This window comes from Mesorhizobium sp. CNPSo 4671 (assembly GCF_057784245.1).
This window is the reverse complement of sequence record NZ_JBWLUW010000001.1, coordinates 383515-396653: the sequence shown is the minus strand read 5'-3', so window position 1 is coordinate 396653 and position 13139 is coordinate 383515. Positions and strand designations below refer to the sequence as shown.

General features: G+C 65.3%; 9 protein-coding genes and 2 pseudogenes. 9 read left to right on the top strand and 2 right to left on the bottom strand.

The genetic code is table 11. From position 1 onward, the window contains the following. Positions 1-113 precede the first annotated feature (113 nt). The 8 genes and pseudogenes from AC04SF_RS01715 to AC04SF_RS01680 all read left to right on the top strand — a co-directional run bounded on the left by AC04SF_RS01715 (position 114) and on the right by AC04SF_RS01680 (position 9229). Positions 114-815, top strand: a complete 702-nt coding sequence (locus AC04SF_RS01715; RefSeq protein WP_488476241.1) for a GNAT family N-acetyltransferase — start codon at positions 114-116, stop codon at positions 813-815. Then, a complete protein-coding gene (locus AC04SF_RS01710; RefSeq protein ID WP_488476240.1) occupies positions 812-3526 on the top strand; it encodes a winged helix-turn-helix domain-containing protein in 2715 nt (904 codons plus the stop codon). The genes AC04SF_RS01715 and AC04SF_RS01710 overlap by 4 nt, the downstream gene beginning before the upstream one ends. A gap of 116 nt (positions 3527-3642) precedes the next feature. Then, a complete protein-coding gene (locus tag AC04SF_RS01705) occupies positions 3643-4731 on the top strand; it encodes a class II histone deacetylase (protein ID WP_488476239.1) in 1089 nt (362 codons plus the stop codon). Beyond that, positions 4676-5440 (top strand): annotated as a pseudogene (locus AC04SF_RS01700) (branched-chain amino acid ABC transporter permease); the annotation flags it as partial. The gene AC04SF_RS01705 and the pseudogene AC04SF_RS01700, both read left to right, overlap by 56 nt. Positions 5441-5588: 148 nt before the next feature. Beyond that, positions 5589-6575: a branched-chain amino acid ABC transporter permease gene (locus AC04SF_RS01695; RefSeq protein ID WP_488476238.1), complete on the top strand. Its 987-nt coding sequence runs from the start codon at positions 5589-5591 to the stop codon at positions 6573-6575. Continuing rightward, the gene (locus AC04SF_RS01690) at positions 6572-7276 is read left to right on the top strand and encodes an ATP-binding cassette domain-containing protein (protein WP_488476237.1); all 705 of its coding nucleotides are present in this window, start codon (positions 6572-6574) and stop codon (positions 7274-7276) included. The genes AC04SF_RS01695 and AC04SF_RS01690 overlap by 4 nt, the downstream gene beginning before the upstream one ends. A 2-nt stretch (positions 7277-7278) precedes the next feature. Continuing rightward, positions 7279-7980 (top strand): ABC transporter ATP-binding protein, encoded by a 702-nt coding sequence (locus AC04SF_RS01685; protein WP_488476236.1) that lies wholly within the window; start codon positions 7279-7281, stop codon positions 7978-7980. An 81-nt stretch (positions 7981-8061) separates the two neighbouring features. Beyond that, a pseudogene (locus AC04SF_RS01680) lies at positions 8062-9229 on the top strand (substrate-binding protein). Between the two features lie 45 nt (positions 9230-9274). Here AC04SF_RS01680 and AC04SF_RS01675 read toward each other — a convergent pair. Then, positions 9275-10921: an acetolactate synthase large subunit gene (locus AC04SF_RS01675; RefSeq protein ID WP_488476235.1), complete on the bottom strand. Its 1647-nt coding sequence runs from the start codon at positions 10919-10921 to the stop codon at positions 9275-9277. Positions 10922-11014: 93 nt separating this feature from the next. Continuing rightward, positions 11015-11917, bottom strand: coding sequence for a LysR family transcriptional regulator (locus AC04SF_RS01670; protein WP_488476234.1), 903 nt, complete (start codon positions 11915-11917; stop codon positions 11015-11017). A gap of 103 nt (positions 11918-12020) precedes the next feature. On the opposite strand from AC04SF_RS01670, the gene AC04SF_RS01665 reads away from it, so the two are divergent. Continuing rightward, complete coding sequence (locus AC04SF_RS01665; protein ID WP_488476233.1) at positions 12021-13010, top strand: zinc-dependent alcohol dehydrogenase family protein; 990 nt, start codon at positions 12021-12023, stop codon at positions 13008-13010. Positions 13011-13139: the final 129 nt, after the last annotated feature.

The following is a 13139-nucleotide window of genomic DNA, read 5'->3' as shown; positions in this document are numbered from 1 at the left end:
TTTCCCGTGAATGGTGTATCATATCTCATATGCCATTCTAAGGAAAGGCGAAGAGACAGGTCGGGCCAAAACGATGGCCCAACCCGGGAAGCTCTTGGCAGGAGGGCGCAGAGTTGGCATCAGCTTCCTGCATGCCGGCGACGCTGCATGGCAGAGATCGAGGACAGATGCTGGTCACCGAAGGCCCATTGCCGGATGAAGTCACCGATCTCTCGGCCGGCTACCGGCGCGTGCCGGCCGGCAAGATCGTCAATGCGGTGACGTGGATGGAAGCACGCGCTCCGGTGCCAGGTCTCGCGCAGCCCCTGGCGATGACCCGGATCACCAAACCCGACAGCACCTCCTACCGCGCGATCTTCCTCGATATCGGCGCTCCCTGGCTGTGGGACCGCGCCGCCGAAATGTCGGATGCCGAAGTCGCCGCGCACTTCGCCGACCCTCGCCAGCATGTGTACTACGGCCATGATGATAGCGGCGACCATGTCGGCATGGTCGAATTCTCCGTGGCGGACGACAACGAGATCGAGATCACCTATTTCGGCCTGTTCCCCGCCTTGACCGGCCGCGGTCTCGGCAAGCGGCTGATGGCCGGCGCGCTCGATCAGGCGTGGCGCCTTGGCCCCGGCCGCATCTGGCTGCACACCAGCAGCATCGACCATCACAGCGTCATCGGTTTCTACCGGGCTTGCGGGTTCGAGCCCTACGCGGCCGGGTTTGAAATCACCGACGATCCCCGGGTCAAGGGAACCCTGCCGCGCGATGCGGCCCCGCAGATCCCGTTGATCGAAGCGGAATGGATGCCCGGCGCCAGATGAGACCGTCTTCGCAACCCGCCGGCCTTTCATCGTCTCACCATCGCCGGTGGGTGCGGCGCGAGAGCATCCTGTCGAGGCTGGAGCGGCATGTCGATACACGCATCGTGCTGTTCGCCGCGCCCGCCGGCTTCGGCAAGTCGACGACGATGGCGCAGTGGGCCGCGGAGGTCGCGCGCCATGGCCGGCTGACCGCGTGGCTGTCCTGCGAGGCGACGGACAATGACGAAGGCGCCTTCCTGTCGCATCTGGTGGGGGCGCTGCGTCACCTCGTCCAGAACCCGGCCGAGCTCGACCTCGCCTTCCAGTCGAGCCCGATCCCGCAACTCGACGTGGTGCTCGCCGCACTTGTGGCGGGTTTTGCGGCGCGCGACGCCGAGATCACCCTGTTCTTCGACGACTACCACGTCATCGAAGCGCCGGCGGTCAAGCGGTTCATGGAGCGGCTGACCCGGCAGGCGCCGGCCAACATCGCCTTCGTCATCGGTTCGCGCAACCTGCCCGACCTGCAGCTCGGCAAGCTTAGGGTGCTTGGCGACGTCTTCGAAATCGGCCCGGACGATCTACGCTTCGCTTCCTCCGAAGCCGAAGCCTTCTTCAACGATAAATTGGGCTTGAGCGTCAGCAGCGGCACGGTCGAGGCCCTGTGCTCGCGGACCGAAGGCTGGGCCGCAGGCCTGCAACTCGCCTCGCTGTCGCTCAGCGCCGCGCATGCACCGGAAACCGTCATCGGCAACTTCACCGGCGCCAACCGCAACGTCGCCGATTTCCTGATGGGCGAAGTGTTCCTGGGGCTGCCGCCGGCCCTGGCGAAGTTCCTGCTGCACAGTTCGATCTTCGAGCGCTTCAGCGCCGAGGCCTGCCGGGCGGTCCTGCGCGCTGCGGATGCCGAGGCCGATATCACCGAGATCGAGACCCGCAACCTGTTCCTGGTGCCGCTTGACGAGGAGCGGCGCTGGTTCCGCTATCATCATCTGTTCCACGATTTCCTCAGCCGCGAAATGGAACGACGCGAGCCGGAGATGATCGCGCCGCTGCATCTGGCCGCGGCCGAATGGTTCGGCGAACGCAAGATGCTGACCGAGGCGATCGGGCATGCGCTCGCCGCCGGCGACCAGGCCCGCGCGGCAGTGTTCGTCGAGAACAACGCGCTCGAACTCATCGCCCAGTGCCAGCTGCTTTATGTGCGCCAGTTGCTGGCGCTGCTGCCGAAGAAACTGGTCGACCAGCGCATCCGGCTTCAGCTCGTCGTGCTGTGGCTGGCGGTGCACTCAAGCCAGCCCGAGATCGCCCAGCAGACGCTCGCCAATGCGCGCAAGCTGGTCGAGACCGGGCCGGCCGACGGCAAGGATCCGGGCACGCTGACCGGCACCACGATCGAGGCCGAAATCGCCGTCCTGGATGCCGCCGTGCACAGCACGCTGGAACAGTTCGAGGCAGCGCGCGACACCGCGCTGGCCGCGCTCCGCATCATCGCGCCCGATGCCTGGTTCATGGAAGGCGCGACCGCCAATGTCATCGGCTACAATCTCTATGCGCTGGGCGACCTCGAAGGCGCGCGGGCGGCGGCGGACGCGGCGCGCAAGGCGCATGAGCGAAGCGGCAGCCTGCTCGGCGTCACCATCGCGAATTGCTACATGGCCGTCATCGAGCGATCGGCCGGCCGCCTGCCCGCCGCCGAGCGGCTGCTGCGCAACACCATCATCGAGGCCAGGACGCGGATCGGCGCGAACTCCTATGCCGAGGCGCTCGCCGGAACGCTGCTTGCCGAACTCGCCTACGAGACCAACGCATCCGGCGAGGCGCTGACGCTGGTCGAGAATCTCGGGCCGCTGATCGAAGGCGCCGCAGTCATCGTCTATCCGCTGGCCAGCGTGCCGACCTATGCCCGCGTGCTGCAGCTGACCGGTCGCGGCGACGCGGCACTCGACATGCTGGAGCGCGTCTACCAGCGCGTCCGCGGCTCCGTCTACCGCCGTCTTGCTTCGGTGCTGGTGCATGACCGCGTCCGACTGCTCATCGACCAGAGCCGCGTCGCCGAAGCACGCGCCTTGCTCGACGAGCATCGCCGCGAAAGCGCTGAAACCACCCCGACTGTCGCCAACGAATTCGAGTTCTTCGCCGAAGGCCGGTTGTTGACGGCGGAAAAATCCTACGCGGCGGCCGCAGCACTTCTCGACGCGCTGCTGGAGCGGACGAAAAGCAGCGGGCGCATGCGCCGCCACATACTGGCGCTGATCCTGCGCGCCAAGAGCGCCGGCCACGACCAGCGCGAGGCCGACCGGTATCTTCTCGAAGCCTTGCGCCTTGCTCAGCCTTCCGGCTTCATCCGCTCCTTCGTCGACGAGGGCAGGCCTGTCGTCGAAGCGTTGATGCGGCTGCGCGCGGCGCAAGCAAAGACAGATCCGGCCCTGTCGGCCTATGCATCGCGCATCATCGATGCCGCGCAGACAATGCCCGTGGCAACGCGCAAGGCCGCCGCACCGGCAGCCGAGAAAGAGCAACTCACCCAGCGCGAGACCGAACTGCTGCGCTGCCTGTCGGAAGGCCTATCCAACAGGGATATCGCGGTGGCGCTGTCGGTAAGCGAGACGACGGTGAAATGGCATTTGAAGAACATTTTCGGCAAGCTCTCGGTATCGAACCGCGTCCAGGCCGTGCGCGCCGCGCAGGCCGCCGCCAACCTCCATCCCCCTCCGAAAGGAGGGGCATAGATACCAGGCGCAACCCCTCTTTCGGGTCGGGCCATCGTATCGTTAGCCTGCTAGCGTCGTCTGGATTTCAGAGGACGCTTGCCTATGCGACAGGTTACGTTTTTCACGAACAGCTGATGTGGCATGACACCGGCCCGAGCGCCGACATGATGCCTCCCGGCCGTTTCGTGGAACCGGGCCGGCACCTGGAATCGCCCGGATCCAAGCGCCGGCTGAACAACCTTATCCAGGTCAGCGGCCTGGCGCGCCATCTGGTGCCGATTCTTGCCGAGCCGGTGACGGTTGAGGACCTGCTGCGCGTCCACACGCAGCGCCATGTCGACGATATCAGGATGCTCAGCGAGCGCGGCTCCGGCTTCGCCGGGCCGCAGGCGCCGATCGGCCTCAACAGTTTCGACATCGCGCTCCTGTCGGCCGGCACGACCTATGCCGCGATGCGCGCGGTGCTGACCGGCCGTGTCGACAACGCCTATGCACTGGCGCGGCCGCCCGGGCACCATGCCGAGCCCGACCAGGCGATGGGCAACTGCCTGTTCTCCAATATCGGCGTCTCCGTGCGCCGGCTGCAGCATGAGGGCCTGCTCCGCCGCGCAGCGATCGTCGACTGGGACGTGCATCACGGCAACGGCACCGAGACGGTGTTTTATTCCGATCCGTCGGTACTGACCATTTCCCTGCACCAGGACAATCTCTATCCGACCGGGCGCGGCGCGCTGGCCGACAATGGCAAGGGCGAAGGCGAAGGCTACAACATCAATATCCCGCTGCCGGCCGGCAGCGGCACCGGCGCCTATGAAGCCAGCTTCGACCGCGTTGTCGCCCCCGCACTGCGCGCCTTCAAGCCGGACCTCGTCATCGTCGCGTCGGGCTTCGACGCGTCCGGCTTCGATCCGCTCGGCCGCATGATGCTCAACAGCGAATGCTTCCGGCGCCTTGCCGCGCGCATGGTGGCGCTCGCCGCCGAGACATCGAATGGGCGCCTGATGATGAGCCATGAGGGCGGCTACTCCGAAGGCTATGTGCCGTTCTGCGGCCATGCCGTCATCGAAACGCTGGCCAACCATCGCACCGAAGTGGTCGACCCGCTGTCGGACCATATCGACGAATGGGCCGGGCAGGATTTGCAGCCGCATCAGGCTGCGGTGATCGATGCCGCCGAAGGCCTGCTCGCGGGCCTGCGCCAACGCCTCGCAAGTGCTGCCTGACACAATGGATTTTGTCGTCACCACGCTCCTCAACGCACTGACGCTGATCAGCATCCTGATGCTGGTCGGGCTCGGGCTGGCGATCAGCTTCGGCCTGATGAACGTGACCAATCTGGCGCATGGCGAGTTCGTCACCGTCGGCGCCTTCGCGGTCTATTTCGTCCAGAGCATCGGCGGCTCGTTCTGGCTGGGGCTCGCCGCCGCACCGATCTCCGGCGCGGTGGTCGGCTGCATCCTGGAATTCGCCATCATCCGCCATCTCTATTCGCGGCCGGTCTCGACGGTGCTTGCCACCTGGGGCGTCAGCCTGATCCTGCAGCAAGGGCTGGAACTGACCTTCGGTCTCGGCGCCAAGCCGGTGACGCCGCCGATCGAAGGCACGCTCGATCTGTTCTTCACCGTCTATCCGGCCTACCGGCTGATCCTGATCGCCATTGCCATGCTGACCTTGCTCGGCGTCGTCCTCTTGATCAGCCGGACGTCGTTCGGGCTCGACATCCGCACCGTCATCCAGAACCGCGAAATGGCCGAGGGTGTCGGCATCAACACGCGGCGCACCTACGCCATCGCCTTCACCTTCGGCGCGGCCATCGCCGGGCTTGCTGGCGGACTGGTCGCGCCACTGGCGATCGTGCTGCCGCAGATGGGGGTGAACTATCTCGCCAACGCCTTCTTCGTCGTTATCGTCGGTGGCGTCGGCTCGATCGGCGGGCTTGTCGCCGGCAGCGTCTTCGTCGGCGGGCTGACCAGCATCCTCAACTACCAGTTTCGCCATCGCTGGCGCAGGCGATCGTGCTGCTGGCGGCCATCGTCGCCGTCCGCCTGCGGCCCAACGGCCTGTTCAACGGAGCGTCGCGATGATCGCCCGCGACCGCAACTGGCTGCTGATCTTCGCCGTCTGCGTGGTGCTCGCGGTTCTCTATCCGCTCTTTGCCGACGGCTACCAGTTGACGGTGATCCGGGACGCGCTGATCTTCGGCCTGTTCGCCGCGAGCCTCGACTTCTTCTGGGGCCGCACCGGAATCCTGTGTTTCGGCCACGCCGCCTTCTTCGGCATTGGCGGCTACATCATGGCGCTGGTCACGCTCAACGACGCGATCCCCTTTGGCAGCCTGCTCGGCACCATGGGCGCGGTGGCCGGTGCTGCCTTCGTCGCCGCCATCATCGGCTATTTCCTGTTCTTCGGCGGCATCCGCGGCAGCTACTTCACCATCGTCACGCTGGCCATGGGCGTCATCTGCCAGCAGGCCGCCGTCTCCTGGAGCTCCGTCACCGGCGGCGACAGCGGCCTGATCGGCATTCCGCCGATCGCATTCGATGTTGGCGGGATGCATGTCGATCTCAGCCAGGATCTGCCGAGCTACATCTTTGTCGCGTCCATCGTCGCGGTGGTCGTGCTGGCGCTGTGGTCGATCAGCCGAGGCCGCTGGGGTACAGTGCTGACCGCCATCCAGGACAATGAGGTGCGGGCGGCGGCGCTTGGCCACAATGCGCCGTTGCGGCTGCTGGTCACCTTCGTTCTCTCGGCGGCGATCGCCGGGCTTGCCGGCGCCCTCTATGTCTGCATGGCCGGGCTGGTGGCGCCCGATCTGTCCGGATTGCTGCTGTCGACCGAAGTCATCGTCTGGGTGGCGGTCGGCGGGCGCGGCACGCTGCTTGGTCCGGTGCTGGGCGCCATCTTCATCCAGCGCGCGCAGCAGACGATCTCAAGCTTCAACCCGAGCCTGTGGCCGCTGCTGCTCGGCTGCATCTTCGTCATCATCGTCTTCGTTTTGCCGGACGGCATCCTGTCGATCTACGCGCGGCTGAAGAGCCTGTTCAAAGGCCGGAGGCGCGCGCAATGAGCGACGTGCTGCTCCAGGCCGAGAATGTCGGCATCCGCTTCGGCGGACTGCAAGCGCTGGAAGGGTTGAACCTGACGGTACGCGACAAGGAACTTTGCTGCATCATCGGGCCGAACGGCGCCGGCAAGAGCACCTTCCTCAACGTGCTGACCGGAACGCTTCGCCCGACAAGCGGCAGTGTGCGCTTCCTCGGCCACGACATTGCCGGCCTGCCTCTGCACCGCATCGCCAGGCTCGGCATCGCGCGAAAATTCCAGATCCCGTCGGTCTTCCCGAGCCTGTCGGTCGAAGACAATCTGAAGGTGGCGCGATGGGGCGCGCCCTCGCCGGTTCGCCCGGTCGGTGAGCTGCTGGAACTGGTCGCGCTTGGTGGCCGCGCAACCACGCTGGCCGGCGAACTGGCGCACGGCCAGAAGCAATGGCTGGAGATCGGCATGGCGCTGGCGATCGAGCCAAGGCTGCTGCTACTCGACGAGCCGACAGCCGGCATGACGCCGCAGGAAACGCTGGCGACCGCCCAGATGCTGCTGCGGCTCAAGGGCGAGTTCTCGATCGTCGCCGTCGAGCACGACATCCGCTTCGTGCGGGCGCTGAACTGCGAGACGCTGGTGCTGCATCAGGGGCGCCGGCTGCGCAGTGGTCCTTTCCACGACATCGAGGCCGACGAGATGGTCCGCGACGTCTATCTGGGGAGGCGCTGACCATGCTGCGGACACTCGCGATCTCGGCCGGCTATGGCCTGCTCCCGGTGCTGAACGGCATCGACCTCAGCGTCGCGTCAGGCGAAGTCGTCGGCCTGCTTGGCCGCAACGGCGCCGGCAAGACGACGTTGCTGCGCGTCATCGCCGGCGGCCTGAAGGCGAGCGGGGGCGCCGTGGTTCTCGGCGATCACGATCTTACCAATGCGCCGGCTTTCCGCCGGGCGCGGGCGGGCATCGCGCATGTGCCGCAGGGGCGCGGCATCTTCAACCAGCTCACCGTACGGCAGAACCTGGAAGTCGGCACCCGTGCCGCCAAGGATCGCGGCGACGGCGGCGTTCCTGACGACATCTTCGGCTATTTTCCGATCCTGCGCGAACGCGAGGCGCAAATCGCCGGCACGCTTTCGGGCGGCCAGCAGCAGATGCTGGCGATTGGCCGCGCACTCTGCGGCTTGCCCTCGGTGCTGCTGCTCGACGAGCCCTCGGAAGGCATCCAGCCGAACATCGTGCAGTCGATCGCCGAACTGGTGCCGCTCATCGCCCGCGAGCGCGGCATCGCGATCGTTCTGGTCGAACAGAATCTCGATCTCGTTCTCAAGGCCGCGGACCGCTGCCTGGTGATGGAGAAGGGCAGGATCGTGCACGAGGGCACACCGGAGGCGTTCGCCGACGAGAGCCTGCTGAAGGACCTGTTGGCCCTATAGGGCCCGCCTGAAGCGCGCCTGGGAGCTTGTTGACTTGTAAGGCGTGCATGGGGCGCGCCTGGACTGGAAGGGAACATAACAATGATAAGCAGACGAACGATCCTGAAATCCGGCGGCGCTGCCGCCGCCTTCGCCATGGTCGGCGCGCCGTCGATCCTGCGCGCCGCCGACACCGTCAAGGTCGGCCTGTCGATCCCGATCACCGGGCTGCAAGCGATCCTCGGGGAGACGCTGCTCAACTGCTACAAGCTCGCGGCCGCCGAGCTCAACGCCGCCAACGGCATTGGCGGCCGCCAGGTCGAGCTGTTCATCGAGGACAACCAGACCACGACCAAGGGCGCCATCGACAACGCGCAAACTGCTCAACGAAGACAAGGTCGACGTGATCATGGGCACGATCATTTCGCCCGAGCGCAGTGCGACGCTCTCGGTAACCTCGAAGGCCAAGAAGCTGTTCTTCTACCCGACCAATTTCGAGGGTGGCGAATGCAACCGCTACTTCGTCGCCACCGGCCCGATCCCGATGCAGCAGGTTGACCCGATGATGCCGTGGGTGGCCGAGAACCTCGGCAAGACCATCTACATCATGGCCTCGGACTATGCCTGGCCGCAGAAGATGACCGAGGCGATCACGGCCGCCTATGAGAAGGCTGGCGGCAAGATCATCGGCGCCGACTACTATCCGTTCGGCACCACGGATTTCGGCCCGGCCTTCCAGAAGATCAAATCGCTGAAGCCCGATGTCGTCTGGTCGATGGTGGTCGGCAACGACGCGGTCACCCAGCTCAAGCAGTATCGCTCTTTCGACATCAAGCAGCCGCTGATCGCGCCGCTCGACGAGGTCTTCAACAAGGACGCGCTGCCGCCCGGCGTGGCGGCCGGCACCTACGCGCCGCAGCCCTACTGGATGGCGCTCGACAATCCGATCAACAAGAAGTTCATCGCGAGCTTCCGCGAGAAGTTCGGCCAGGAGAAGATGGTCAACGGCATTGGCGAGGCCGGCTACAACGGCCTGCATCTCTATGCGCTGGCCGCCGAGAAGGCCGGATCGCTGAAGGACGACGATGTGCTCAAGGCGCTGCCGACGATCGAGTTCGACGCGCCGCAAGGCAAGATCCGCGTCGATGCCTCGAACAACCACACGCTTTGCCATTCCTATGTCGGCAAGGCGGCGGCCGACGGCATCGGCTACGAGATCGCTAGGGATTTCGGCACCATCGCGCCGGTCACGCCTTACTGCAAGGTGTAGGCCCTCGCACCCAACCAACCCCTGACGGCGGCGTTGCCGCTGCCGTCAGGGCTTCTGTGGCGCCGGCAGCCGCTCGCGCAGTTCGTCGACAAGCACCCTGGTGTTTTCGGAATAGTCGATGGGCACAACGACGAGATGCACGCCGCCGCCGGTGAAGGCCTGTTCCAGCGCCGGCCGCAAGGCGGCGATTTCCGCAATCCTGGTTCCCTTGGCGCCATAGGCCTCGGCGTATTTGACGAAATCCGGATTGCCGAAGGTCATGCCAAAATCCGGAAATTCGTCGACCGCCTGCTTCCAGCGGATCATGCCATAGGCATGGTCCTCAAGCAGCAGGACGACGAGGTTGAGCTTGAGCCTGACGGCGGTTTCCAGTTCCTGGCTGTTCATCATGAACCCGCCATCGCCGCAAATGGCCATGACACGGCGGTTGGGATAGAGCAGTGACGCCATCATCGCCGACGGCAGGCCGGCGCCCATGGTGGCGAGCGCATTGTCGAGCAGCAGCGTGTTTGCCATGCGCGTGCGGTAGTTGCGCGCGAACCAGATCTTGTACATGCCGTTGTCGAGGGCGAGGATTCCGTCCGCCGGCATCACGGCGCGGACATCATGCACGATGCGCTGCGGCGTGAAGCGGTCCTCGGTGGCGCGTGCGGCGATGCGGCTCAGAATGCCTTCGCGCAGCGGCAGCAAGGCCTGTGCGTTGGGGATCTTGCCCTCGATACGGTCCGCCAGAAGCGCCAGCGAAGGGCCGAGGTCGCCGACGATCTCGGCCTGCGGGAAATAGACCTGCTCGACATCGGCCGAGTGGTAGCCGACATGGATGACCTTCGGTCCGTTGGCGCCCATGATGAAGGGCGGTTTCTCGACCGTGTCGTGGCCGATGGTGATGATCAGGTCGGCCTGTTCGATGGCCTCGTGCACATAGTCGCGCTCCGAAAGGGCGGCCGTTCCCATGTAGAGTTCGGTGCCGCCGGGCACGGTGCCCTTGCCCATCTGCGTGGTGAAATAGGGAATTTGCGTGCGCAGCACGAACTGCGCGACATCGGGGGTCACGCGCGGCCGCGACGCCGCCGCGCCGAACATCAGCAGCGGACGTTTCGCCTCAATGATCATGCGGGCGGCGCGATCGAGCGCGCCCGGGCTGGCGAGCGGCAGTTCGACCGGGTGCGTCGGCACCAGTGCGATCGGCTCGCACTCCGCCGCCGCAATGTCTTCCGGCAGTTCCAGATGCACGGGGCCGGGACGCTCTTCCTGGGCAACGCGAAAAGCTTCGCGCACCAGCGACGGGATCATCTTGGGCGAGACAATCTGGCGCGACAGCTTGGTCAGCGGCTTCATCGCCGCGACGATGTCGACAATCTGGAAGCGCGCCTGCCGCGACGACAATATGCCCTTCTGGCCGGTGATCATGATCATCGGCATCGCGCCGAGCAGCGCATAAGCCGCGCCGGTCGTCAGGTTGAGCGCGCCGGGGCCAAGCGTGGTGATGCACACGCCCGCCTTGCCGGTGAGCCGGCCATAGGTGGCGGCCATGAAGGCAGCGGCCTGCTCGTGGCGGGTCAGGATCAGCTGGATCGACGAGCGGCGGATGGATTCGACGATATCCAGGTTCTCCTCGCCCGGAATGCCGAAGATCCGGTCGACCCCTTCGTTCTCGAGGGCCGCGACGAACAGATCCGAACCTTTGGTCATGAACAATCTCCTGCAATGTGCGCATTCCGTCAGTCACCTTCATATGGCAGGGAAGGCGACGCCGCAAAGAGCGCAAGCCTGCTCTGTTGGCAATCAGGCCATCAGTTTCGGCAGTGCGGCCGCCAGCGCATCGACGGCGAGCCGCACCTTGAGCGGCAGATGCGGCGTCTGCAGCCAAAGGGCGTGGCAGTCGTAGGGATAGCGCGGCTGGTCCTGTAACAGCGCCACCAGCGCACCGGCTCGAATGCGCTCGCGAACCAGCCACCAGGGCAGCCACGCCAGCCCCATGCCTTCGACTGCAGCATCGGCGATGGCATCGAGATCGTCGAGCCGCAGCCGGCCGCTCGGCATGATCTCCTGAGCGGCTTGCCTTTCGCGGGGAAACAGCCACGGCTGAACGGCCTGGCCGAGCCGGCGGTAGACGATTGCCTGATGGTCGGCGAGGTCTTCGATCCGCCGCGGTTCGCCGTGGCTTTTGAGATAGGAAGGCGCGGCGCAGACGACCATGCCCTGGCGTGCGACACGCCGCGCGATCACGCCGGCTTTGTCGTCCAGATCTCCGGTGCGGATGGCAAGGTCGTAGCCATCCTCGGCGAGATCGGCGAAGCGGTCGCTGAGCGACAAATCGAGTTCCAGCATCGGATATTGCCGCGCGAGCTGCAGCAGCACCGGGGTGACGCAGTGGCGGCCGAAATGCGCCGGCATGGTGACGCGCAGTTTTCCGCGCGGCTCCGAGAGCTGGTCGGCGGCGAGCGCATCCGCGGCTTCGGCCTCGGCCAGCACGACCCGGCAGCGTTCGTAATAGGCGCGGCCGAAATCGGTCAGGCTCTGGCGGCGTGTGGTGCGGTTGATGAGGCGCACGCCCAGCCGGTCTTCGAGAAATCGGACATGCTTGCCCACCATTGGGCCGGACAGATCGAGCGTGATCGCCGCGGCCGCGAATGAGCCGAGGTCGACCGCCCTAACGAACACGGCCATGCTCTCGAGCCGATCCATATTCGAAACCTTTGGTTTCTACTGCTTTATGCTTACGCCCATTTATCCACGAAACCTCCTGGCTGCATAGCTCATTCGGTTCAGATAATTTGGAGTAGCCCGAATGACACGTGTAGTTCGCTTCCACCGGCATGGTGATCCCGAGGTTCTGCGCATCGAGGATGTCGACCTTCCTCCACCGAGCCCGGGCGAGGTTCAGATCCGCGTCAAGGCCCTCGGCCTCAATCGCGCCGAGGCTCTGTTGCGTTCGGGTGCTTACATTGAGACGCCGCCCCTGCCCTCCGGGCTTGGCCTGGAAGCAGCGGGCGTCGTCGAGTCGATAGGCGAAGGCGTGAAGGATTTCGTGCCGGGCGACGCCGTCAGCGTCATCCCGCCGCAGTCGATGGTTCGTTGGCCGGCTTACGGCGAGTTGGTCACCTATCCCGCCGGGCTCATCGTCAAGCATCCGCCATCGCTCGACTGGCAGACGGCGGCAGCCATCTGGATGCAGTATCTCACCGCTTATGGTGCGCTGATCGACATTGCCAGGCTTGGCAGGGGAGAGGCCGTCGTCATCACCGCGGCCTCAAGCAGTGTCGGGCTTGCTGCGATCCAGATCGCCAACAAAATTGGCGCGACAGCGATCGCGGTGACGCGAACATCGGTAAAGAACCAGGCCTTGCTCGATGCCGGAGCGGCGCATGTTGTCGTCCTGGCTGAGGAGGACCTCGCCGCACGGCTGAGCAAGATCGCGGGACCGCGAGGCGTGCGCGTGGTGCTGGATGCAGTCGGCGGCCCGATCTTCGAACCGCTGACGGCGGCGATGTCAAAGGGCGGCATTCTCATCGAATATGGCGGCCTCAGCAGCGAGCCGACGCCGTTCCCGTTGGCTGCCGTGTTGGGCAAGACGCTGACGTTGCGTGGTTATCTCGTGCACGAGATCACCGGCGATCCAGAGAAGCTGGAAGTCGCCAAGGCGTTTATCCTCGAAGGCCTGGAGACAGGTACGCTGAGGCCGATCATCGACCGGAGTTTTGCCTTCGACCAGATCGTCGAAGCGCATCGTTATCTCGAATCGAACGAGCAGTTCGGCAAGATCGTGGTGACGATCTGAGATCGTCGTGACGGTCTGAGCAACTTTCCGGCGATACCGCCCTTGAAGGCTTGGCCCCGCATTCCTAACTGTCGAACGCGGGCCGGGCCCCTCTGACGATCGCTTCTGGTGATTGTGATGTCGGACCGC